This window comes from Methanohalophilus levihalophilus (assembly GCF_017874375.1).
GTDB classification, from domain to species: domain Archaea; phylum Halobacteriota; class Methanosarcinia; order Methanosarcinales; family Methanosarcinaceae; genus Methanohalophilus; species Methanohalophilus levihalophilus.
The window spans coordinates 667,080-690,823 of sequence record NZ_JAGGLK010000002.1 but is presented as its reverse complement, the minus strand read 5'-3'; the positions used below and the strand labels follow the sequence as shown (position 1 = coordinate 690,823).

The 23,744-nt window shown below is 42.2% G+C and carries 20 protein-coding genes; 8 read left to right on the top strand and 12 right to left on the bottom strand.

The window, feature by feature from the left end; all coding sequences use genetic code 11:
- The 4 genes from J2755_RS07280 to J2755_RS07270 all read right to left on the bottom strand — a co-directional run.
- A partial coding sequence (locus tag J2755_RS07280; protein ID WP_209681379.1) for a right-handed parallel beta-helix repeat-containing protein occupies nt 1–1,769 on the bottom strand: 1,769 nt, incomplete at its 3' end.
- 252 nt (nt 1,770–2,021) lie between these two features.
- Nucleotides 2,022–2,153 carry a hypothetical protein gene (locus J2755_RS11465; RefSeq protein ID WP_280954389.1) on the bottom strand — a complete coding sequence of 44 codons (132 nt, stop codon included), beginning with the start codon at nt 2,151–2,153 and terminating at the stop codon, nt 2,022–2,024.
- Between the two features lie 83 nt (nt 2,154–2,236).
- Nucleotides 2,237–2,545: a secondary thiamine-phosphate synthase enzyme YjbQ gene (locus J2755_RS07275; protein ID WP_245312761.1), complete on the bottom strand. Its 309-nt coding sequence runs from the start codon at nt 2,543–2,545 to the stop codon at nt 2,237–2,239.
- Nucleotides 2,546–2,570: 25 nt separating this feature from the next.
- A complete protein-coding gene (locus J2755_RS07270; RefSeq protein WP_209681369.1) occupies nt 2,571–2,840 on the bottom strand; it encodes a ferritin family protein in 270 nt (89 codons plus the stop codon).
- Between the two features lie 111 nt (nt 2,841–2,951).
- On the opposite strand from J2755_RS07270, the gene J2755_RS07265 reads away from it, so the two are divergent.
- A complete protein-coding gene (locus tag J2755_RS07265; RefSeq protein WP_209681367.1) occupies nt 2,952–3,497 on the top strand; it encodes an ACT domain-containing protein in 546 nt (181 codons plus the stop codon).
- 145 nt (nt 3,498–3,642) lie between these two features.
- Here J2755_RS07265 and J2755_RS07260 read toward each other — a convergent pair whose 3' ends face one another.
- A complete protein-coding gene (locus tag J2755_RS07260) occupies nt 3,643–6,687 on the bottom strand; it encodes an FAD-binding and (Fe-S)-binding domain-containing protein (RefSeq protein ID WP_209681365.1) in 3,045 nt (1,014 codons plus the stop codon).
- 214 nt (nt 6,688–6,901) lie between these two features.
- On the opposite strand from J2755_RS07260, the gene J2755_RS07255 reads away from it, so the two are divergent.
- The 5 genes from J2755_RS07255 to J2755_RS07235 all read left to right on the top strand — a co-directional run bounded on the left by J2755_RS07255 (nt 6,902) and on the right by J2755_RS07235 (nt 12,002).
- On the top strand, nt 6,902–8,107 hold the full coding sequence (locus J2755_RS07255; RefSeq protein WP_209681364.1) for an ABC transporter substrate-binding protein: 1,206 nt from the start codon (nt 6,902–6,904) through the stop codon (nt 8,105–8,107).
- A 21-nt stretch (nt 8,108–8,128) separates the two neighbouring features.
- Nucleotides 8,129–9,205 (top strand): FecCD family ABC transporter permease, encoded by a 1,077-nt coding sequence (locus J2755_RS07250; protein ID WP_209681362.1) that lies wholly within the window; start codon nt 8,129–8,131, stop codon nt 9,203–9,205.
- Entirely contained in the window at nt 9,205–9,957 is a 753-nt protein-coding gene (locus tag J2755_RS07245; protein ID WP_209681360.1) for an ABC transporter ATP-binding protein, read from the top strand. Before J2755_RS07250 ends, J2755_RS07245 begins: the two co-directional genes overlap by 1 nt.
- An 88-nt stretch (nt 9,958–10,045) precedes the next feature.
- A complete protein-coding gene (gene purB, locus J2755_RS07240; protein ID WP_209681358.1) occupies nt 10,046–11,389 on the top strand; it encodes an adenylosuccinate lyase in 1,344 nt (447 codons plus the stop codon).
- Nucleotides 11,390–11,420: 31 nt separating this feature from the next.
- A complete protein-coding gene (locus J2755_RS07235) occupies nt 11,421–12,002 on the top strand; it encodes an FmdE family protein (RefSeq protein WP_209681356.1) in 582 nt (193 codons plus the stop codon).
- 2 nt (nt 12,003–12,004) lie between these two features.
- Here the strand turns inward: J2755_RS07235 and J2755_RS07230 are convergent, their stop codons facing one another.
- From J2755_RS07230 to J2755_RS07220, 3 genes are all read right to left on the bottom strand, one after another.
- On the bottom strand, nt 12,005–12,196 hold the full coding sequence (locus J2755_RS07230; RefSeq protein ID WP_209681355.1) for a hypothetical protein: 192 nt from the start codon (nt 12,194–12,196) through the stop codon (nt 12,005–12,007).
- A 69-nt stretch (nt 12,197–12,265) separates the two neighbouring features.
- Nucleotides 12,266–15,094, bottom strand: a complete 2,829-nt coding sequence (gene uvrA, locus J2755_RS07225) for an excinuclease ABC subunit UvrA (RefSeq protein WP_209681352.1) — start codon at nt 15,092–15,094, stop codon at nt 12,266–12,268.
- A gap of 123 nt (nt 15,095–15,217) precedes the next feature.
- Nucleotides 15,218–17,284, bottom strand: a complete 2,067-nt coding sequence (locus tag J2755_RS07220; RefSeq protein WP_209681350.1) for a hypothetical protein — start codon at nt 17,282–17,284, stop codon at nt 15,218–15,220.
- 106 nt (nt 17,285–17,390) lie between these two features.
- Between J2755_RS07220 and J2755_RS07215 the strand changes: the two genes are divergently transcribed.
- Nucleotides 17,391–17,855: a desulfoferrodoxin family protein gene (locus J2755_RS07215; RefSeq protein ID WP_209681348.1), complete on the top strand. Its 465-nt coding sequence runs from the start codon at nt 17,391–17,393 to the stop codon at nt 17,853–17,855.
- Between the two features lie 29 nt (nt 17,856–17,884).
- Here J2755_RS07215 and J2755_RS07210 read toward each other — a convergent pair whose 3' ends face one another.
- From J2755_RS07210 to J2755_RS07195, 4 genes are all read right to left on the bottom strand, one after another.
- Nucleotides 17,885–18,181 (bottom strand): carboxymuconolactone decarboxylase family protein, encoded by a 297-nt coding sequence (locus tag J2755_RS07210; RefSeq protein WP_209681346.1) that lies wholly within the window; start codon nt 18,179–18,181, stop codon nt 17,885–17,887.
- Nucleotides 18,182–18,295: 114 nt separating this feature from the next.
- Nucleotides 18,296–18,982 (bottom strand): hypothetical protein, encoded by a 687-nt coding sequence (locus J2755_RS07205; protein ID WP_209681344.1) that lies wholly within the window; start codon nt 18,980–18,982, stop codon nt 18,296–18,298.
- Between the two features lie 105 nt (nt 18,983–19,087).
- Nucleotides 19,088–19,930, bottom strand: a complete 843-nt coding sequence (locus tag J2755_RS07200; RefSeq protein WP_209681342.1) for a TatD family hydrolase — start codon at nt 19,928–19,930, stop codon at nt 19,088–19,090.
- A 61-nt stretch (nt 19,931–19,991) separates the two neighbouring features.
- Nucleotides 19,992–21,278, bottom strand: coding sequence for a DUF2254 family protein (locus J2755_RS07195; RefSeq protein WP_209681340.1), 1,287 nt, complete (start codon nt 21,276–21,278; stop codon nt 19,992–19,994).
- Nucleotides 21,279–21,514: 236 nt separating this feature from the next.
- Here J2755_RS07195 and J2755_RS07190 point away from each other — a divergent pair, with 236 nt between their 5' ends.
- Complete coding sequence (locus J2755_RS07190; RefSeq protein ID WP_209681338.1) at nt 21,515–23,740, top strand: NADP-dependent isocitrate dehydrogenase; 2,226 nt, start codon at nt 21,515–21,517, stop codon at nt 23,738–23,740.
- Nucleotides 23,741–23,744: the final 4 nt, after the last annotated feature.

Here is a 23,744-nt window from a genome sequence, read left to right as displayed (position 1 = left end):
TACACACCGGTAGTATGCGGGTAATTGATAACAATATCCTGGAGAGTTACATTGTCAGTTGAAGTCAGGGAAAATGCAGTGCCAGTGTTGTTGAACGTATTGCTGGTTGGGAAAGTGAAGTCGGAAAAACCACTGAGATAAAGGCCATTATTGTTGCCGGAAATTATATTGTTGGTCAGGGTAAGCTCGGAACCGGAAGTAGCACTCATATATAAACCGTAATCAGTGCCGTCAATAAAAGTGCTGTTGGAAATGAGTATAGGACCTTTACCCGAATCAAGCTGGAAAGCACGGGCACAGTTGGAAATATGAGAGTCAACAATTGTGGTATTTCCGCTTGATTCATCATTGTTTACAATATAAATTCCAGCACCGGCTGAATTGGAAACGGTAACATCCTCAAGGTAAACATCCTTTGTGAAGATATTGTTGTTATTGTGATCATCAAGGAAAATGCCTCTGGAACCGGGGTTCAGAATAGTAACATTGATTGCATTAAAACCGTCTGTATTAAAATCATTATCACTGTAAATACCATAACGGGGATCGGTAATAAGGCTGTCAGAGATCGTGAAATCAGTTACATGGCCGTAGAACTGGATGCCATCTACAGCAGGGTCTGTAATGGTGAGATCTTCAAATGTAATGTTGAAATTACTACCGCTAACTAAAATGGAATTGTCAGTACTGCCACTAATGCTGATATTCCCAAGTGTGAAATTAGTACATGTAGTGAGAGAAAAACCGCGGTAATGTGAATTATCTATAACAAAATCACGAATGGTAACGTTTTCAAGATTGGCCAGGTTGAAAACATAACCGCCATTATTACTGACTGTATTGCTGGTTGGGAAAGTGAAGTCGGAAAAACCATTGAGATAAAGGCCATTATTGTTGCCGGAAATTATATTGTTGGTCAGGGTAAGCTCGGAACCGGAAGTAGCACTCATATATAAACCGTAATCAGTGCCGTCAATAAAAGTGCTGTTGGAAATGAGTATAGGACCTTTACCCGAATCAAGCTGGAAAGCACGGGCACAGTTGGAAATATGAGAGTCAACAATTGTGGTATTTCCGCTTGATTCATCATTGTTTACAATATAAATTCCAGCACCGGCTGAATTGGAAACGGTAACATCCTCAAGGTAAACATCCTTTGTGAAGATATTGTTGTTATTGTGATCATCAAGGAAAATGCCTCTGGAACCGGGGTTCAGAATAGTAACATTGATTGCATTAAAACCGTCTGTATTAAAATCATTATCACTGTAAATACCATAACGGGGATCGGTAATAAGGCTGTCAGAGATCGTGAAATCAGTTACATGACCATAGAGCTGGATGCCATCCTCTGAAGGATTAGTGATCACAATATTATCAATCGTAAAGTCAGATACAGTTCCGGCAGTTAAAATTGCACTCCTGAAACCGACAATCGTACCATTTCCAATCGTAAATTCATTTTTTGAAGAAATAGTTACACCATTGCTGGAACTTGCGGATCCATCAAGTGTAGACCCTTGTAGATTCAGACGAAGATTATTTTGTGTTACAGAGATGGACTCGCTGTAAGAAGCAGTTTCAACAACTCGAATTGTATCACCACTAGTGGCATTGTTTAATGCCGACTGGATCGGAGTGGGGGATGCATTGAAAGCATTACCTTCTTCCCACCATCCGGTAGTGTTAACATTAATCGTGCTTGCAGCTGCAGTACCAACCAATAGCATAGCTAAAGCTAACGCTAAGAACAACAATCTAAACTTCATATTGCCACCTTACTTTACTGGAATCAGTTTTCAGAACATTTTGTTCGAACCACCGAGTTCTGAACTAAATACCTTTAAAATATTTAAACCTATATTAATCTAAGAATTTAAATAAAATAATAATGAGTTTGGATAAATTAATTAGACTAATCAAGTTGATCAAGTATGTTCAATTTCATACATTCAAAATAACTAATTACAAAAAAAGGAAGATAAAAGGTTGTAAACTTATGCAAACATATCTGCAACGTCTCACTCGCAGGTATCCAATAAATGTCGTTTCTTCCCAACCCTTTCATCGCCAGGATGGACAGGTTCAATGTGGGCAACTTTCTTTGTTTCCTTTTTCTCTACCTTTTCCTTTTTTTCTGTTTCTTCAACCATGGTCTGCCTCTCCGAACTAAATGTTAAATCAATTATCAAGTAAATAGAATCAATTCACTCCGATATAGGTGCCGGGATCACCACTACATCCACATTGCGCTTTCTTGGCCCATCAAGTTCAGCAAGAAAAGCAGTATGCTTCGAAGATGAGAATCTGCATTGTTGTCGATCCTATCATGATTATAACCAGCGTTAGAAGGAACGATTCGCTCCAGCATTCCAATAATATCGGACACCAGACCTGCTTCGTTCTCATTAATCAGGATAGAAGTTGTTGTATGTGCCGTACGAATTACGCACATTCCGTCACCAATTCCGGCACTTTCAACCTCAGATGAAACCATCTCAGTAATATCTATTAATTCGGTTTTCTTCGAAGTGTTAACCTGCAATCAGGAGCCTCCAGCTCAAAAAACCTTAGCGTCTGGCAAGAGAATAATCAGCCATAATATTCAGGAATTCCTCATCATATTCCATAAGAACAGACTGGAACATGGCAACATGGATTTTTTCTTCGCGTGCAATGTCGAGTAGTATCCTGCGGAGATCCTCACTATCTGCCAGGGCTGCCATTTGCTCATAAAGATTTACAGCATCAAGTTCTGCCAGCATTGCCAATCTGAGGACTTCTTTGTTGATGTCTTCCGGATCCATTTGCCCCAAGGATTCAGGTATTTCTGAAAGCATGTTTAAAACCCCATACAGGGTTAGAAATCATGATATAAATACTGAGTGGAAAACCACAAAAGAGATATAGCATCAACAGACCAGAATATATGGTGATTTTCATGCCACAATGTGAGAACTGTGGAGAAGATACGGAAAAACTACTCAATTCTGGAAAACGACAGGTATGCAGGAAGTGTTTCAGGGAACAAGAATACAAATTTGACCCCTCTTCTCTTAACTGCTGCCAGTGCACATAAAGCAGGGAACTTAATAATGAGTGAAGATACTGACAGCGAAATTGCCCTTATTTTGCTCAATGGGGATTTTGGGATTTGTAAAAACGAATCTGAAGCCAAAATTCCAAAATGGGCCCGGGACAAAACTTTTTTTTCCATTACAAAAACAGAGAACGAAGACCCTGCTGCTTCTGCGGAAGAGCTCATACCGGATGGAGTCAAGTCTGAAAAGGGATGGAAATGCCTGAAATTCCAGGGACCTCTGGATTTAACGGTACTAAGTCTGCTTTCAAAAATCAGCTCCACGCTGGAAAGTGTCGGGGTCAGCATTTTTACAGTTTCAACTCATAGCACAGATTATATTTTCATAAAAGAGAATAATTGCAAGAGAGCTATTGAAGAGCTGGAAGCTGAGGAAATCCTGATTCTTCGTGAATAAAGGTGCATTCAAATTAAAACTGTCACCGATTATTCATAATGCAAAATTCACAGCTAAAACGTCAATATTTCAAAAGAAAAGAAAGTGGTAAACTGCATCCCAAAATAAAGGGATGCAGTTTATGGGGTGGTGGGGGTAGTTGTGTTTAGTGTGTTTTGATATATTCAATCATTTTTGGCGTCAACAGTGGGACAATCTGCGGAAGCATGTTTGGCATCAGATTTTCCATTGACTTTGGCATGAGATCAGGCATCTGCTCCCTCAGGTCATCAGACATCTGAACACGCCTTCCAACCGCTTCAAGCATATCCGGCATGACTTTTGGCATCATTCCCGGCAGGAGCCTTGGCATCATGATAGGCATCATTGGCTTCATCATAATGTCCATTCCGGGCACGTATTTTACCATCTTCATCATGGGTTTTAGAGGAGCTGGCATTGCATCCATCATCTGTGGAAGCAACTCAACCATCAGATCAGTCATGTTCTCCGGCCTGAGCAGGTGTATCATCTGATCAAATGTGATCCACGCCGTTAGTGCATCGTTTGTTGTGTCAGGAATGTTGTACCCGAGACTACGTGCAACAGTTGCGGAAAGGTCTTGCACTTCCACTGGACTGCCACTACTTTCAGCAGCAATCCTGAGTTGTACCTGACAACATGGACATGCTGCAACCATCAGGTCAGCACCGGCCTCTTCAGCTTCCTTGAGCCGTATGTTACCAACAACATCTGCAACTTCAGGGTCAGCAACAAGCGTCAACACTGATCCACAACAGTGACCGTTTTCCCTGTTGTGTTCCATCTCACGGAATTCAACTCCGGGAACTGATTTGATAAGGTCCCTGGGCGGTTCGTAAATGCCACCTGCACGTCCCATGTGACATGCGTCATGAATGGTAACTACCCTGTCAAGTGGTTTGACGAATTTGTCAGAAAGAACATCGAGTTTGTCCTGAAGTACCTGTGAATAGTGCTTTGCCTCGAAGTCATATTCGATGCCAAGCTTCTCTGCCCACTGGCGATAGAAAGTATCCCATACCAGCCAGCATGCAGGACAGGAAGTCACTACAGTCTTGACACCTTTCTTCCTCATGTTTTCGATATTCATTCTCATTATTTTCTCGAAAACATCCCACTTACCGGCTGCAAGCATAGGAATTCCACAACATGATTCTTCCTTCCCAAGGTATGTTATATCTATTCCTGCATCCGTCAACAGACGCACTGAAGCCTCAGCAATATCTTTCTCAACAAAAGAAGCAGTACAGCCTGCAAAGTAGGCATATTCGGCCTTATCCTTGATCTTGGGTTTAAGATCCTCCGGCATCCACTCTTCCCTGTTCTTCAGGTACTCTCCCCAGATGTTCCTCTCCTTGAGAAGGCTTGAAGCCATTATTTCAAATGGCGGGATAGTCATCTTACCCTGATTCACTACCAGTTCATTCCTCATGGTCATCCAGGAATCATTGATTGGAAGATCAAGCTGGCATCTGACATCACAGAGCTCACAGGTGGTACATGCGAGGAAAGTATCAACCTGCTCCTGAACCATCTTGTCCCTGCCGGCAAGGTATTCCTTGATAAAGAACCATTTGCCTCTCGGGGACTGGGATTCCCAGCCACGACCATAATATTGGTCACACTGGTTTACACAATAACCACACTGGGCACATGTGTAAGCATGAGAAATAACATCTGCAGGGATATTCTTTTCCGATCTGAATTTGGTATCACCTACTCCAGACATATTGCCTACAATGCGCATCATAGGTTCAAATGTCCTGGACATTGAAATCGCAGCATTAAACGAACCCCGTCCGGTCAGGGTTTCAGGGTTCATTATGTCTTTTGGATCATACTTTTTCTTAAGCTCCATGAGCTTCCTGAAATGATCACCGTAGACTTTAGGAGCATCTTTTGCAAAATACAAACCAGTAGCATACATTCTTCCTCCATTTGCTTCTGCAATACGAAGGATGCTGATGGCCAGCGGGAAGGCCATGTTGAACTTAAAGGATTTCTCTGAATGCGGTATGAAACATAGAAGTATTACTTCATCTCCCTTTGCAACCATCCCTTCCATGAGAACAGGCAATGAAACGGTTTTGTTTATTTCAGAAATTACCTTACCCAGCTTATCTGCCGGAATGACAACTTCTGCAGGAATAAACGATGGGCCAAGCCTCTTGACCTTCATTGACCTGAACCATTCACCGGTTTCATGCTCACCAACTTCCTCGGGAAGGATTGATCCGCCGGCTTTGACAATCGCATCTTCAAGACCATCGACCTTCCTTGATGCCGGGTAGAAGAAATTACAAACATAGGCATCTGGAAGTTCCGGCTTATCTTCGGAAACCGGTTCGCCATGATGCAATCTTGCAGGAGCCTTGTTTTTAAGATCCGAAAATTCAGGATTGATAAATGTAATAGACCAGAGTGGTATTTTTCGCTCACCTACAAGTCTGATGGCTTCCTGCATGGAAGAAGCATCCGGGAAACTTGCAGATACAGCGACTGTGTTTTCATGATTTCTAATTTTGAGTTTTACCTGGGTGATGATACCAAGACTACCGTAGTTAGCAACAATATCGGACAACTCATCGCCCGTAAATTCCTTGATTTCACCATTTGGAAATACAACTCTTGCACTCAGGATTGTGTCCTGTGACCAGCCATACTCATAACTTCCATAACCAACACCGTTCTGCGCAACCCAGCCACCAACTGTAGCTGCAGGAGCACTGGAAGGCATTGAGCAAACCGAAAAACCACGTTTGTTTAATCTCTGCTCAAGAAGCTCCCAGACGATTCCGGCTCCAACAGTTGCTTCCATTGCTTCATTATCTACATCATAGATTCTGTCAAGGAGACCAACATCTGCAATGATACCTCCCTTTGTTGGGATTACACCGCCGTAACCGGAAGTTGCGCCTGCTCTTGGGACTACGGGAATCGAATATTTCGATGCAAATTCGAGCAGTTTTACTACATCATCTTCATCTTTTAGTTTTACAATCGCAGCAGGCTCTGCCTTTCCAAGGAATTTTCGTACCATTGAAGGAAGAGCGCCTACATCATGATTGTAGAAATGACGTTCCCTCTTCGACATATTTACACGATCTGCAAACATAGCCGAAAGCTCATTTTTCTGGCTTTCAGATAATTCGAAAACACTTTGTGACATGGATTAGCTCTCCTGGTAAACTAGCTGTTTATTTTGAATATGGCACAAATGGTATTTAATGGTTTTGGGATAATTGTGCAAAACCTCTTCAAATCGTCTCCCCCTCAGTAATACCCAACAAATATTTATAGAATTTAGTGTTACAGATAGTAAAATTCATAACATTTAATTACACCAAATCACATTCATTTACTATATGAAACCGAGGAATCTTATGAAAAAATTTCCATCAACAATTATGCTTGTAACCGTTTTTGTAATTGTTTTAACTACTTGCGGGTGCCTTTCAAGTGACGAACAAACAGAACACCTGACCCAGACAGAAGAAGCAGAATCAAGAACCATAACCGACGCTTACGGAAGACATGTAGAAGTCCCTGAAAAAATAAACTACACTATTTGCATTGGATCAGGAAGTCTTCGGTATCTTTGTTACCTCGGAGAGCAGGATACTGTTGTCGGAGTGGAAGATATAGAACAAAGACCAGAAGAGATTGAAAATCCATTGCGGCCGTACAGGATAGCAAATCCCCAATTTGGAAACAAAGAGGATTATCCCTACATAGGAGTATTCAGAGGAGACTATGATGCCGAATCAATCCTCATGCTTGATCCTGCACCCGAAGTTATTTTCCTCACATATTCCAACGCCGAGGGAGCTGACAAGCTTTCAAATGACGTAGGAGGAATACCTGTAATCGGTTTGAATTACGGGGATACAGGAGAAGGCTTTGATGATATGAAATTTGCTCTCACGACAATGGGGGACGTGATGAACAACAAGGAAAGGGCAGAAGAAGTTATCGCGTTCTTTGAAGATGAAATTGAAGATATAAACAGCAGGATTGAAGGTGAAGAGACGGTTAACCTCTATGTAGCCGGAGTTGCATACAGGGGTTCACATGGGATACTGTCAACTCAACCCGATTACCCTCCTTTTGAATACATAAACGGAAACAATGTAGCTGCCAGCACTTCACTTACCGGGGACTGGGAAGGTTACCAGATCGGTGATGACGCTCTTTTCCAGTGGGATACTGAACCGGGAATCGAATACATTTTCGTGGACCTTTCAACCTTTGATTTTTCAGAAAACGGAAACTCCCATACCAATGAGAAATACGGGGTTGATGCATTTGGGCCTGAAGGAGTCTATACAAATCTTGAAGCTGCAAAATCTGGCAATCTCTACGGCGTAATGCCATACAACTGGTACACAACCAACCATGGCAATGTTCTGGCAGATGCATGGTATGTCGGCAAGCAGGTCTATCCAGACAAATTTGAAGACATTGACCCTGAAAACAAAGCCAATGAGATATACAGCTTCCTTTATTCCGGGTGCCCTGTAAACGAAGGAATCTATGATACAATGGCAGAAAATTTCGGGCATAATTTCGGCAAGATTGAACTCCAATGAAAATAAAATGAGGAAGAAGCTATGGAATATTGCAACACGTCCTGCAACCATGAAGAAAATACCCTTCATTCCGATTACCATAGGTATATCGGAAAGAAAATAGCTTTCATCGGGATCTCAATCAGTATTCTAATAGCACTCTTCTTCTATTCCCTGTCAGTCGGGAATGCTGATCTCACCATCACGGAAATTATTAATTCAATATTGGGTTTTGAAACTGAAAATATACATACACCGCAGGTAATCTGGGAATTGCGAATCCCCAGGGCTATAGCTGCCATCGTAGCCGGGATTGCACTCTCGGTTTCAGGTGTTGTACTCCAGTCAATCCTGAGGAATCCCCTCGGCTCTCCTTATACACTTGGAATTTCACATGCTGCAGCGTTTGGTGCTACCCTTGCAATTCTGGCATCCGGCAGGGGATGGATGGGATGGCTCTTTGAACTTCCTTATACCGTCACGATATTTGCATTCATATTTTCCCTCATATCCACGCTGACAATTCTTGCCATTGCAAAGTACAGGAATGCAACACCTGAAGTACTCATACTTACCGGAGTCGCACTCAGTTCCCTTCTCACAGCAGCCACCATGCTTCTCCAGTATTTCGCTGATGATACCGAATTGCCGGAAATTGTGTTCTGGACTTTTGGGGATCTTGGGAGAGCATACTGGGAATGCATCTTTATAATGGCAATTATCACGATACTTTCAACCGCATATTTTGTCTACAACCGGTGGAACTATATGGCAATCGATGCAGGGGATGAAACTGCAAAAGGACTGGGAGTTAACGTTGAAAGAATACGCCTATTCGGGATGCTGGTCGCCTCCCTTGCAACAGCGGCAGCAGTCTCTTTCCTCGGAATAATAGGATTCATCGGTCTTGTTTGTCCGCACATTGCCCGCAGGTTTGTGGGGGATGACCAGAGATACCTCATCCCCGCCGCCTGTGTAGTGGGAGCTTTACTCTTACTGGCATCGGATATCGTCTCAAGGATGGTGATAGCTCCGTATGTGCTGCCCGTAGGTATTATTACTGCATTTATGGGAGCGCCCCTTTTCCTCTATCTTCTTGTAAGGGGGTACAGGAATTAATGCTCAAAATAAAAGAGTTAAGGTTTGATTACAGGAAGCGTGAAGTCCTGAGGGAAATCGAATTCGATTTGAAACCCGGGGAAGTCCTGACAATTCTCGGACCAAACGGCGTCGGGAAAACAACACTTCTTCGTTGTATTAATATGATACTCGCTCCAAAATCAGGCACAATAATGGTAGAGGGAGAAAATGTAATAGATCTTCCACGGACAGAAGTGGCTAAACGTCTGGGTTATGTTCCCCAGCATACAACTCCCGGCAGGTTCACCGCTTTTGACGCAATTCTTCTCGGAAGAAAACCCCATATCCAATGGGGATTGAAAGAAAAAGACATCCTGATTGCTAAACGTGTTATCGAAGAAATGGGACTGGAAAAACTGGCACTACGTTATATTGATGAGATGAGCGGTGGGGAATTGCAGAAAGTGAGTCTTGCTCGTGCCCTTGTTCAGGAGCCCCGGATCTTATTGCTGGATGAACCCACAAGCAACCTTGACCTGAAAAACCAGCTTTCCATTCTCAAAACCGTAGTTGAGGTTGCAAAAAAGGAAAATGTTTCAGCCGTCACCACAATGCACGACATCAACCTTGCCCTGCGTTTTTCTGACAGGTATGTCCTCATAAAAGATGGGGAAGTATTTGCTCACGGGAAGGAAGAGGTAATAACACCTGAAAATATCGAAGCGGTTTATGGTGTAAGGGTAACAATCGGAGAAATTGCCGGATGCAAAATAGTTGTACCGTTAGAATAAACGATTACAAAGCTTTTTTATTGGTTGAAATGGTCATAAAAGCTTCAAGAACTACCAACTAAATACTACCATAACCAGGAGATTTACAATGGCAATCCACCCCATAGAATTCCGCTACGGCACCGAGGAAATGAAGCATGTCTGGAGTGAAGACAACAGGCTCAAATGCGTTCTCAAAGCAGAAGCAGCCCTTGCAAAAGCTGAAGCTGATGTTGGGCTTATCCCGCAAGATGCAGCCAAATTGATTGAGGAAGGAATCTCAAAAGTTGAAAACAGCCGTGTTAAGGAAATTGAGGATGAAATTCACCACGATATGATGGCTGTTGTCCTTGCAGTATCCGAGAAATGTGATGAGGAAGCTGCTAAGTGGGTTCACTTCGGAGCTACATCCAACGATATGCTTGATACTGCAACCGGTTTACAGCTAAAGGACGCCATTGAAGTTCTGGAACCTAAGATGAAGGACTTGCTCGCCGTACTTGTCAGGCAGGCTGAAGAGCACAAGGAAACAGTCTGTGCAGGAAGGACACACGGTCAGATTGGCGTCCCGACAACCTACGGACTTCGCTTTGCAATCTGGGCATCCGAAGTCGGAAGGCATATCGAGAGATTGGAGCAACTCAAACCACGTGTAACAGTGGGCCAGATGACAGGTGCAGTGGGAACCCAGGCAGCATTCGGACCAAAGGGAATGGAAATCCAGAAGAAAGCCATGGAATACCTTGGACTTGGAAGTGTCGATGTATCCAACCAGATCATCCAGAGGGACAGGCACGCTGAATTCATTATGTGGATGGCAAACGTGGTTACCACGCTGGATAAAATCGGTGTTGAACTGCGCTCCCTCCAGAGAAGTGAGCTTGCAGAGGTTGAGGAAAGTTTCGGAAAGAAACAGGTCGGATCTTCCACCATGCCTCACAAACGTAATCCAATTAAGTCCGAACAAATCTGCGGCCTCGCAAGGATTGTACGCTCAATGGTTGAACCCGAATTGCTAAATAATACCCTCTGGGATGAGCGCGATCTTACCAATTCATCCTGCGAACGTGTGGTGTTCCCGGAAAGCTGTGTACTTACCGACCACATCATCAAGCTTGGAATTCGCGTATTGGACAACCTGAGATTCTATCCTGAAAACATCAAGCGTAACCTTGAGCTTCTCAAAGGACTCAACATGGGTGAAGCTGTCATGATTGAACTTGCAAAAAGAGGAGTCGGCAGGCAGGATGCACATGAAATAGTAAGAAGTGCTGCAATGCAGGCACACGAAGAAGGGAAACATCTCAAGGAAACACTACTTGAAAATGAAGCTGTGAAGGATGTATTGACAGAAAGCGAAATCGAAGCTCTCGTTGATCCTTACAAATACATTGGCACAGCCGTTGAACAGGTTGAAGCCGTCAACGCTAAACTGAGAAAATTGTACCTTTAAAATTACTTTCAAACAACAGAGTTGAGCACCAATGGAAATTGAAGACGCAGTGAAATTCCACGGCCATATGTGCCCGGGACTTGCAATCGGATTCAGGGTTGCAAAAATTGCAGAGGAAAACTTTGGAACACGATCCAAAGATGAAGAACTTGTTGCAATAGTGGAAAACAAGTCATGTTCTGTGGATGCCATACAGGTGATCAACAGTTGCACTTTCGGAAAAGGAAATCTCGTTTTCAGGGATTACGGGAAACATGTGTACACGTTCTTCAAACGTGGTGACGAAAAGGCACTCCGCATTTCACGAAAACAGGACGTTTTCGAAAGAGGAGGAGGGAATGATCTATTCCAGAAAGTCCGTGCCGGAACTGCCACACCTGAAGAAAAAGCAGAATTCCAGAGAGAGCGAGAAGAGAAAATAAAAATGATCCTTGAAGCTCCTGCAGACGAGCTCTTCAAAATTGAAGAAATTGAAGCTGAGCCACCACAAAAGGCGGTAATTTTCCAGACCCTAACCTGCAGTGAATGTGGCGAAGGCATGATGGAAAGCCGTGCGCGTGTTGCACACGGGAAATATTTCTGCCTGCCTTGCTTTGAGAAATACGACGTCTGAAATCAGGATTGGCTACTCTGCCTTTCCATTTCTTTTTCTTCCCTGATTATTTTACATAGGGTTTTCTTGTATTCCACCTGGGTCTTGAATCTGGCAACATCGGGAGTAGGTTCCTTTCGTCCCTGCTTGTCCATGATATCACCAAGATATTCAAGATCATTCTTGATATTCTTGCAATGAAGTTTTCTTACCATACAATCCACCCAAATAATGGTTTACAATGTAGTTTTTGGAAGGCGTCCACGATAAAGCTTGCGGAAAGATTATTCATGCAACAATCTGTGCAAGAATTCACCGGTGTAGGAACTCTCAACTTTTGCCACTGTCTCAGGAGTGCCTTCGGCAATGATAAGCCCACCACGTTCCCCACCCTCCGGACCCAGATCAATTATCCAGTCTGAAACCTTGATGACATCAAGATTGTGTTCGATAACTATGACGGTGTTCCCGGCGTCAACCAACCGCTGTAGAACCTCAAGTAGTTTATTTACGTCTGCAAAATGCAGTCCTGTAGTAGGTTCATCAAGAATATACACTGTTTTGCCGGTGGATTTTTTGCTGAGTTCAGTGGCAAGTTTAACCCTCTGAGCTTCACCACCTGAAAGGGTTGTGGATGACTGTCCAAGTTTGATGTAACCAAGACCGACATCAAACAATGTCTGCAATTTCCTGCTTATCTTGGGTACGTTTTCAAAGAACTCAAGAGCTTCCTCTACAGTCATGTCAAGTACTTCAGCTATGTTCTTATCCTTGAAAGTGACTTCAAGAGTCTCCCTGTTGTAACGTTTCCCGTGGCAAACTTCACAGGGAACATAAACATCAGGAAGGAAATGCATTTCAATTGTAATTGTCCCGTCACCACTACAGGTTTCACACCTCCCTCCTTTTACATTAAAACTGAACCTTCCGGGTTTGTACCCCCTTGTTTTAGCGAGTTTTGTCTGGGCGAAAAGTTCCCTGATGGGAGTGAACAAATTAGTATAAGTTGCAGGATTGGAACGTGGTGTCCTGCCGATAGGAGACTGGTCGATGGTAATTACCTTATCAACTGATTCGAGTCCTTCAATGGAATGGTATTTCCCGGGACGCTCTCGTGCACGGTTGAGTTTCTGTGCAAGCACTTTGTTCAGGGTTTCATTGATGAGAGTACTCTTGCCTGACCCCGATACCCCGGTTACACACACCATGACACCAATTGGGAAATCCACATCAATTGACTTCAGATTGTTCTCTGCAGCTCCGATAAGACGCATGAATCCCTGTGGAGAACGCCTCATTTCAGGAATTGCAATTTCAACCTTCCGACTGAGATACTGCCCGGTCTCGGAATGAGGATCCGCCATGATATCAAGGGGCGGACCTTCGGCAACAATCTCGCCTCCGTGAATACCGGCACCCGGACCCATGTCCACTACGTGATCCGCATTCATAATGGTTTCTTCATCGTGCTCTACCACGAGAACCGTGTTGCCGATATCCCTCAAATGCTTGAGGGTGTTGATGAGCCGTAAATTGTCACGCTGGTGCAATCCGATGCTGGGTTCGTCAAGAATGTACAGCACACCCATGAGACTTGATCCAATCTGGGTTGCCAGCCTGATACGCTGGGCCTCGCCACCGGAAAGAGTAGCTGCAGACCGGTTCATGGAAAGGTAATCAAGCCCCACATCCACCAAAAAACCCAGACGGGCTTTGATTTCCTTGAGGATCAATCTTGCAATTGTGTATTCCCTGTGCCCGAGATTCTTTTCCAGTTTTTCGAAGAAACGCAGTGCTTCCTCAATGGACATCCGGGTGACTTCAATAATGTTATTATCAGCTATGAGAACCGCAAGACTTGCTGGCTTTAGCCTGTCACCGCCACAGGCAGGACATGGATTTGTGCTAATGTATTTGCGCATCTTGTCTTTGGTGCTCTCGGATTCTGTTTTTTCATAGATGCGTGAAAGATTATGAATAACTCCCTTGAAATGCCCGGTGTGTTTCCAGACACCGCCATTCTTTCCCACGTGGATCAGTGGGATTTTGGCAGAAGTTCCGTGGAGTATCATGTGCTGGTATTCGGGTTTAAGATCCTCGAAAGGATCATCCATTGAAAAACCGAAGTAGTTTGCCATGGATACAAGGGATTGCATGTAATAGCCATCCTGCCTGTCGCCCCAGGGTTCAATAGCACCTTCCCGTAAGCTAAGAGTTGGATCGGGAACAATTAAGTCAGGATCAAATTCCATTGAGGTTCCGAGACCATGGCATTCCTCACATGCGCCCTGTGGGCTGTTGAATGAGAACATGGCAGGTTCGAGTTCCTCAAACCCCGTTCCACAATCCGGGCAGGCGAGTTTTTCGCTGAAAATCAGTTCCTCACCATCAACAACATCCGCAACAACAAGCCCGTCGCTTTTGGCAAGTGCCTGCTCCACAGATTCAGAAAGGCGTTCTGCAATATCCGGTTTGATCTGGACCCTGTCCACAACAATCTCAATGTTGTGCTTTTTATAGCGCTCAAGTTCCACTTCCTGAGCATCCTCAATTCGCATTATTTCCCCGTCAAGCCGGACTCGTGTGAAGCCCTCTGCTTGCAAATCTAGGAGTAGTTTGCGGTATTCTCCTTTCCTCTCCCTGACAAGAGGGGAAAGAATATTCAGCTTTGTCCCTTCAGGAATTTTCAGGATGCTGTCGACAATCTGGTCAACGCTTTGCGGCTCGATAATCCTGCCACAATCCGGACAGTGCCGTACACCAATACGAGCAAAGAGCAACCTGAGATAATCATAAATTTCAGTAACAGTCCCCACAGTGGACCGGGGGTTCTTGCTTGTAGTCTTCTGCTCGATGGAAATGGCAGGAGACAAGCCCTCGATGTACTCAACATCAGGTTTTTCCATCAACCCGAGAAACTGCCGGGCATAGGCTGAGAGGGATTCAACGTACCTTCTCTGGCCTTCCGCATAGATGGTATCAAAAGCAAGGGAAGATTTCCCCGAGCCGCTCAGACCCGTGATTACAATGAGCTTGTCACGTGGCAGCACTACATCAAGGTTCTTGAGATTGTGCTCTTTGGCTCCTTTGACAACGATATTTTTGAGGGACATGGTTTACTGGAAAAGTTTGTTTTCAGGATAAGTGGAGTATGGGTTATTTGAGTAAGAGGATTAAAGGTTTGCTGTTGGGGCAAACATCCAATTTTTTATAAAAAAAGATCGTCACTACATGAATTATGACAACAATTGTTGTAAATGTACCACATATGGAAGCAGAGCACGTATTCCACCAGTTATTTTGGACGAAGTCTCAATTGTCGATTTTACAGTATCAATCCATTTCTTAGCAGAGTCCAAATCTAAGTTTTTGGAAGGCTTCTCAATAATTTCGTCCTTAAAAGCATTTTCCTGATCCAGAAAACTAATGAGACTTGTAATTGCAGGTGGAACTGCTGGATCAAGAATTATGTTTGTTGTTGAGTTGTTTTCTAACGTGATATTAATAGTACCAGAACTAGAGATCGAACCTTCCTTGAATCCCCTCAATTTCTGATTCTCATCATTTAAACGTTTAATTGAATCTCTTAAACGTTTAATATTTTCATCACGTTCTTCAATTCCTAAATTAGACTCAATGATTCTTTCAACTAGATCGTTAATTGATGGATCCGTGAGCATTTGATATGCAACCGAATCAGGTCCTTCGGAACTCTCATATTCTAAAGATTTCTTCAATTCTTCCAAAAGAGGAGACTGCATAAATATTTGCTTTAAAACTTCAGCATTTGTTAAATCTAGACCTAGCTTTTCACTTACCAACTCAGAGTACTCGTCAACTGTCAAATGTATTTGCTTTTTTCGAGTAGAGTATCGCAAAAGAGCCAATGCAACTTCTTCTTTATCTTCATCAGTAAAATCTATAGTGGAATAAGCCAAGAAATAATTCAATAGTGTCCGTGGATGAATAGCATATCCAAATTCATCCTGATCCTGAAATCGCATTGAATTTACTGCTAGCAACAAATTATCATAAGTAAGAAACCATGGACCTAATTTGTTACTCTGAATGGTTTGCTTTAGACTGCCTACGATTGAAATGCATGTCGAATCATGAGCGATCTTATCTTCACCCCTTCGACGTAAAACATAGTTTTTGTCCTTTTTAGATCTTTCTTCAAACTTTATTTGATCAATGACATTAATTGCCATTCGCGCCGTCTCAATAATTTGCCCATCCAAATTCTTTTCAAAATACTCATCAAGAGGCGTTATCGCATACTTCGATTCCAGTATTTGCCCCCAATTTTCTAGATAGACAATGTACGAGGACCATGGAATATTCAACTTTAAACGATCTGAAATAAATTGATTGTCTGCTGGTGATGATGATTTATTGGTCAAACCTCTCATTTCTGACTTTGAAGCAGAAATGAGGCCAATGAACTCATTTTTTGTTAAAGACGAATAATATAAAGGTATTTGCGACTTGTTGCAATGATTCACAAGTGTCGAAGAGAGAGGGTGCAGAGGATCAGAACGACACATTAAAGATACAATAAAATTTGTGTCAATTAATAGTGATTCTACCTCATCACCAAAATTAATAATTGGCATTTCCTGCTCTCTGGTAACTAAATCGATATCAATCATCCCAGAATAACAAGTGAATATGAAATCAAGAAGTTCTTTGTTGGAGGTTGAAAAAAATTCTAAAATCAGTTCAGGCAACTTTCTTTGTGTCAAGTCATCAAAGTAACAACGTTCTAGCTCATTTTTTATAATTGATTCAATGTCAGCAAATGGTAATGACTCCGTTTGAGTAGAAAGGGGTTTAGAAATTGAAAATCTTATCAGCGATTTTAGGAGGATTGAATTAAACACATCTTTTATTTCGCTGTGAATAAAGCTATCATATTGAGGATAATGATCAATCAAAAATTTATTAAATGATGCCCAGACCGGATTTGAAAGCTCTTCAAAATTAGGAATATCTGGCTTAGATATTAGTTTATACCTAAATTCCGTGTCATGTTCAACAATATTTTCATTCTCAAGATCTTCTAAAATTGTAACGATATTGGTATCCTCTAGGCTACATTTGCAAATGTGATGAATCTGTTTTGATAACTCATCCAAATTAAAAGATGCAGATGGTGAAAATTTTGTTAATGCAGCCATTACCAGAGATTTGTGTATGCCACGTCTTCTTTCAAGCAGTTCACCTTTGGTTATCACGGATAATCGCACGAGAAGCTCTGCGTCTAATGTATCTATTTCATTGACAAAATGATCTTCATCCACGATTATTCACCATTAATAACAAAAGAATAACTGTATAATAAAGTATGGGATGGCTTATAAAAGAATTGAAAGATTTATTTTCGACTAAAAAACAATAGGTCATTATATGTATCCTAAGACAAAACACAACAAAGGTGACATAATGGAATCCGGGGACATTATTCAAACCGAAGACAGAAATAAAGGTGACAGCCAGTCCGTGGCAAGGCACCTCCCGACCATCGAAGTACTCCGGAATCATGGTGGCTCCGGGAAAGATTACATCCGCGTTGTTGTAGGAAAAAATGCTAAACATCCAAATGAATCGGAACATCATATCAAATGGATTGAACTCTATGCCCACACGAAAATGCTGAATGTTGTAAAAATCGGCAGGGTAAATTTTACCCCGGGTACCGAGCCAGATGCAATATTCAGGCTTGTTTATTTTGGCAAATACCGGGAATTCTGTGCTGTTTCATACTGCAACGTGCATGGATTGTGGCAAAGCTGCATAGAAATACGCGAGGAACTCAGGCTCACTGCCGGCTGTCGTAGGGAAAAGTGTTTGCAGGAAGGCTTCGGAGTTTAAAAGAATAAGAAAACTGCAATGTGCAGTTTTCAGTCGTTGTTATTTTTCAGGATATCGTTATATTTTTCTGTCCAGTGCAACTGTGAACCGCCGGCAATGAACATTGCAACTCCAATGGCCTCTGCGATTTCATCTTCTGTTGCACCTTTATCCTTTGCCCTCTGTGCGTGGATTTCCATACATTTTTCACACCTCATAAGAACGGCAGAAGAAACCGCAATCAGTTCCTTGGTTTTTACATCAAGCGCACTATCCTTGAAAAGGGAAGCACGCATCTGGCCGAATGCCTCTACAGTTTCCGGAAGCTTTTCGATAAGGGAATTCATAGACTCGTCTCCATAGATACTAGCAAGACTTAATTGATAAAAAGCTACGCTTCAAAAGCTGATCATATAATCCATAAAAGAGAAATAAGCCCATGGAAACCATGAGCTCAAAAATCAGGCAAATATGCTGTAAATCAGCATACCGATGTCAATGATAAATTCCTTGAGAATTGTTCCGGTGGTCAGACCTTCGTATGATATGTTGCCTTCCGCATCAATGGTTAATTCCATGGTAGGTGTGATGCCTTCATCCTTCCAGACATCATAATTACCATCTTCGTCAAAGTCAACCCAGTTACCGCCTTCAACAATCAAACCGGTTTCTGTGATAGCTGCATATTCCTGTTCACTGCCATCGGGCATTGTAGCATAAACATGCATTACCTCATCACCAAGAAGGCTGTGTACGAATCCCGGAAGAACTCCAAGATTCTGGTTGTAGGTTCTCACTGCTTCCAGAAGCAGGTCACGCTCCTCGCCACCCATGGTTTCTTCCGGCAGAGGCTCACCGTCTTTCCAGTAATCACATGCAAGAATCTCGTCATAGATCACATCCCCGTTAGCATCTTTCTCGGTCATGGACTGGATATAGACATATCCGTTACTGGAACCTGATGGCACATGTACACCGATTTCGTTTTCAACCGCATAGTTCACAGCAAGAGTACAGCCTATTAGCTGGTAACCGGTTTCCGGATCTGCGCAATCATCACCACAGGCAAAGTACTTGGCTGCCTGCACTCCCGAAATTGACCCAAGCGCAACTATAAGCAAAACTAAAAGAATTGTTCGTGTCCCCATAATTGTCACCCGGGATTCCCTAAATTGATTCCCAATTAAAATATCAATTTCATTACATTTTATCCTATTGCCAACAACACACAAGCATAATTTGGGTAACAAGTTTCAGAGATTTATCTCCACCTCATAAACCTCTTCTACGTTCTCCTTGTGTATTTTCCAGAAAACTTCCTCTCCGAATTCCTCAACAAGCTTTAGCGTCCGTCGGGGAATTGTTTTCGGACCAAGAACCGCACCCGGCCTATCAGGATCGTCAATGTAGTCAGTTTCCATCATGAAACGACTGCCCTGGGAAAGTGCCTCTTCAATCGCACCTTTACCGGCAAGTACTCCGGGAAAAAGACCTATTTTCTCACAAACATCTACAAGAGGAGGAGCATAGTGTTTCACAACTTTTCCAAGAGGAATTCCTGTTTTTTTTGCAATGGAAGCAATATCAAGAAGTTCAGGCTCGCCCACACTTTCCGTGTGCAACTGGATTGCACAGCCTAAGTCCTTAGCCAGATCAAATCCATGAGACATTATCTCATTGGAAGCTTTCCAGATTTCATCTGAAACGGGATAATGGGGACGGCCGCTCTTAAGTCCCACAGCCAGACCTTCTTCCACATATTTTGCAGCAATATCAAGACCTGCCTTCATCATGGAAGAAGCTTCATCCAGACTCATGCGTTCAGTCAGTTTAGTAATTTCAGCAGGATGTGGTCCCAAAACAGGATATGCACCTACTCCAATCTCGTTAATCTGCTTCACAATATCCACGGTTTCATCAAAAACAAGCCTATAGTCATCTGGTTTGGAAACATTCACACCCAGAGTCCAGCTTGGCTTGGAAACCACTATCATATGGGTTCCGCCTGCGTTCTGGAATTCACGAACTGCCTTTAGCCCCTTTGCTCTTGGATCAATGTGGATGTGCTCATCGGTAATTGGAAATTGTGAGTTCATGACAAAGAGTATGCCAGTTATTATGTAAATTTGTACCTAATGCAGTGTTCCAAATCAAAAATCATGAACAACATGAATCTACAATTGGTTCTAATAAATTCATTTCCTCATTCAAACCTGCGTCTCTACTCTTTTTAATTAGATCACGACACATTCGTTCAGCCATTTTGGATGATTTAACAAAATCTTCTTGATTTCCATCATGAGATTTGTTAAGTTCCTTAAGGTTAGAACAGGTTGTAGAGAGTAATAATATAGATTGATATAAAGTCGCAATCAATTTGGCATCAATTCCAAGCTTCCCAAAGTCCTTAATTCTTGCTATAGAAATAGTTACTTGATCAATTAATGAATGATCTAGTGAAATTTCAATAAGTTGCTTTATTGACTCTAGTGTTAATCGGCCTGCTTCATCATCGTTTTTAGATATAGCCACGTTCAGAAATTTTTCAATGTATTGACGAGTCTTGAAAATTATTATGCTTCTATCAGCATCACTTAGATTTTTGTCTTTCATCAATCTATCAACTTGATCTAAAACAGAATCTAATCCCATGGATAAAGTTTCATAATCATAGTTCATCAAAGATTTAGTTATTATTGAATCAATTGACTGAAACGGAATTTTCTTTTCCGTGAAATCTTCTTTTGTTGTTCGATCTGACAATATGAGAATAATTGTAGAAGGTTTCATCATTTCAATTGTGTTCCACATGTATGGAATAAGAGATAACAAGGCAATAATACTTAGAGAAAATGAAAAATTATAATGAGTTTCCATAGATGATGCATATATGTGTTGAAGCTTTATTCCAGCTCCATCATCTTGAATTTGCTTTAAAACCCAAGTCTGGTAAATAATTGTGCCAACATAGAGGCATAATATGATCCAAAAATCAGGGTTTTGTTTAAAGATATCTATGATTTTTGGAGAGTAAGATGACGATACCTGCTGAATAGCAATTAAAGTTAAAGATATTACAATAGCAATTATTGCTGCTTCACTTTGTATTAAAGCACTAAGCATATAGCGAGCTGTGTTATCATCAGTAACGTGAAAACCAAACACGTCAAGGATCAAAATTGATATTATGTAGATTGAGGAAATGAACAAGAGATAAAACACTATTCTTTTAAGGCATATATTAGCCCACTTAGGAGGCAAAGTTACCGACCAAATCACCATAATTAAAAAAATGGTAGCTAAAATAATTATGAGGAACGGTGTTGCAAAAATAGTGTATGCTAATATTAAAAATATAATTTCAACTATTACAAGACCTATAAATTCAGCTTTATTTCTATTTATTGGATAAAAGCTAGGCCAAAACGTATTTTGAGGTTGCACCGAAAAATAGATGCTATGGAGATAATTATACTTTTTGTCATTGACAAGAAAATTGCCCATGGATTTTAAATTTCTGCAGATTAGTTTGATTTTTACAACTAAAGTATAGCTTATATATATGATTGGGGCATTACAGGGGCCAACTGCTACTATATAAACTTAACAAATTCAAAAAGTGATTAATATAAGTAAAACCCCGGCAGCTATTAATGGCGATGGGATAGGTCCTGATTAACATGTCACAGAAATCGACAATCATTTATACAAAAACCGATGAAGCCCCGGCTTTGGCAACCAGTTCGCTTCTGCCTATTATACAGGCTTATGTGAAAAACGCCGGAATCACTATGGAAACAAGGGATATCTCCCTGGCGGGAAGAATCATTGCCCAGTTTCCCGAAAAACTGACAGAGGACCAGAAGATTTCCGATGCCCTTTCCGAATTGGGAGAGATGGTCTTAACTCCGCAGGCTAACATTATCAAACTACCCAATATCAGTGCTTCAATTCCCCAGATCAAAGCGACAGTCGCAGAACTCCAGGCAAAGGGATACGATATGCCCGATTATCCCGAAGATCCTTCTAATGATGAAGAAAAAGCGATCAAAGCGAAATTCGATATTGTCAAGGGCAGCGCTGTTAACCCGGTACTCAGAGAAGGGAATTCTGACCGCAGAGCTCCTAAAGCTGTAAAGAATTATGCGAAAAAACATCCCCATTCCATGGGAGAATGGAAATCCGATTCCAAATCCCATGTAGCCAGCATGACCGGCGGAGATTTTTACGGCAGTGAGAAATCTGTTGAAATTGAAGAGGCTACCAATTACAGAATTCTCTTTACAGATGACGCTGGTAATAAAACACTATTAAAAGACAAAACCCCTCTTCTGACCGGAGAGATCATTGATGCATCTGTTATGAACAAAAAAGCGCTTCAGGCATTTCTGGCTGAACAGATCGAAGATGCTAACGCTCAAGATGTCTTATTCTCCGTTCATTTGAAAGCGACGATGATGAAGGTTTCCGACCCTATTATCTTCGGTCATGTGGTTAAGGTCTTCTTTAAGGATATATTTAATAAATATGGTGATCTGCTTTCAGAATTGGGTGTAGATCCCAACCAAGGGCTGGGAGATCTCTATACAAAAATCCAGAATCTGCCTGAAGACAAACAGGCTGAAATCAAAGCAGATATAGAAGCTGTGTATGCTAAAAGACCGGCATTGGCTATGGTAAACTCCGATAAGGGAATTACCAATCTTCATGTTCCCAGCGATGTTATCATCGACGCTTCCATGCCTGCAGCAATCCGCTCATCAGGCGGCATGTGGGGACCGGACGGGAAACTGAAAGACATGAAAGCCGTTATTCCGGACCGCTCTTATTCGGGAGTGTATCAGGAAACCATTGAGTTCTGTCAGAAACATGGTGCCTTTGATCCATCAAAAATGGGAAGCGTTTCAAATGTAGGCCTTATGGCACAGCAAGCCGAAGAATACGGTTCACACGACAAGACTTTTGAGATGACCGGCACAGGAAAAGTTCAGGTTATCGATGACAACGATAATGTCCTCCTTGAACAGCCGGTAGAGGGAGGAGACATCTTCCGCATGTGTCAGGTGAAAGACGCACCCGTTCAGGACTGGATCAAGCTGGCCGTTAAACGAGCCAGAGCGACAGGCAATCCTGCAGTCTTCTGGCTCGATGAGAAAAGAGCTCACGATTCACAGCTCATTAAAAAAGTGAATAAATACTTGAAAGATTATGATACTGATGGCCTGGAACTATTGATCAAAGCTCCTGTTGAAGCGACCAGGTTTTCATTGGAGAGAATTAAAGAGGGCAAAGATACAATCTCTGTGACTGGAAATGTTTTGAGAGATTATCTGACAGACCTCTTTCCAATTTTAGAGCTGGGAACCAGTGCGAAAATGCTATCAATCGTTCCCCTAATGAATGGCGGTGGACTTTTCGAGACAGGTGCCGGCGGTTCGGCACCCAAACATGTACAGCAATTTGAATCGGAAGGTCACCTGCGTTGGGACTCTCTGGGAGAATTCCTGGCCTTAGCTGCTTCTCTGGAGCATCTGGGCAACAGTTATGATAATCCTAAAGCTCTGGTTTTAGCAGAAACATTGGATAAAGCGACAGAGCTGGTTCTGGAAAACGGAAAATCACCTTCCCGAAAAGTGAATGAGATTGATAACAGAGGATCTCATTTTTATCTGGCAATGTATTGGGCTCAGGCTCTGGCCGATCAGAAGAAAAATGGCGAATTAAAAGCGATCTTTGAACCTGTAGCTAAATCTCTGATGGAAAATGAAGAGAAGATCGCCAATGAGTTGTTAGAAGTCCAGGGCAAAGCCATGGATATCAAAGGATACTACGCTCCAGATGAGGAGTTGAAATCCCAGGCCATGAGACCTAGTACGACTTTGAATGGGATTATCGATTCTATTTAATTCT

Excerpts from the sequence above, each read along its gene's own strand:
- J2755_RS11465 (WP_280954389.1), bottom strand. The coding sequence starts at position 2,153 with ATGGTTGAAGAAACAGAAAAAAAGGAAAAGGTAGAGAAAAAGGAAACA.
- J2755_RS07270 (WP_209681369.1), bottom strand. The coding sequence starts at position 2,840 with ATGCTTTCAGAAATACCTGAATCCTTGGGGCAAATGGATCCGGAAGAC.
- J2755_RS07260 (WP_209681365.1), bottom strand. The coding sequence starts at position 6,687 with ATGTCACAAAGTGTTTTCGAATTATCTGAAAGCCAGAAAAATGAGCTT.
- J2755_RS07255 (WP_209681364.1), top strand. The coding sequence starts at position 6,902 with ATGAAAAAATTTCCATCAACAATTATGCTTGTAACCGTTTTTGTAATT.
- J2755_RS07250 (WP_209681362.1), top strand. The coding sequence starts at position 8,129 with ATGGAATATTGCAACACGTCCTGCAACCATGAAGAAAATACCCTTCAT.
- J2755_RS07245 (WP_209681360.1), top strand. The coding sequence starts at position 9,205 with ATGCTCAAAATAAAAGAGTTAAGGTTTGATTACAGGAAGCGTGAAGTC.
- purB (WP_209681358.1), top strand. The coding sequence starts at position 10,046 with ATGGCAATCCACCCCATAGAATTCCGCTACGGCACCGAGGAAATGAAG.
- J2755_RS07235 (WP_209681356.1), top strand. The coding sequence starts at position 11,421 with ATGGAAATTGAAGACGCAGTGAAATTCCACGGCCATATGTGCCCGGGA.
- J2755_RS07230 (WP_209681355.1), bottom strand. The coding sequence starts at position 12,196 with ATGGTAAGAAAACTTCATTGCAAGAATATCAAGAATGATCTTGAATAT.
- uvrA (WP_209681352.1), bottom strand. The coding sequence starts at position 15,094 with ATGTCCCTCAAAAATATCGTTGTCAAAGGAGCCAAAGAGCACAATCTC.
- J2755_RS07215 (WP_209681348.1), top strand. The coding sequence starts at position 17,391 with ATGTATCCTAAGACAAAACACAACAAAGGTGACATAATGGAATCCGGG.
- J2755_RS07210 (WP_209681346.1), bottom strand. The coding sequence starts at position 18,181 with ATGAATTCCCTTATCGAAAAGCTTCCGGAAACTGTAGAGGCATTCGGC.
- J2755_RS07205 (WP_209681344.1), bottom strand. The coding sequence starts at position 18,982 with ATGGGGACACGAACAATTCTTTTAGTTTTGCTTATAGTTGCGCTTGGG.
- J2755_RS07200 (WP_209681342.1), bottom strand. The coding sequence starts at position 19,930 with ATGAACTCACAATTTCCAATTACCGATGAGCACATCCACATTGATCCA.
- J2755_RS07190 (WP_209681338.1), top strand. The coding sequence starts at position 21,515 with ATGTCACAGAAATCGACAATCATTTATACAAAAACCGATGAAGCCCCG.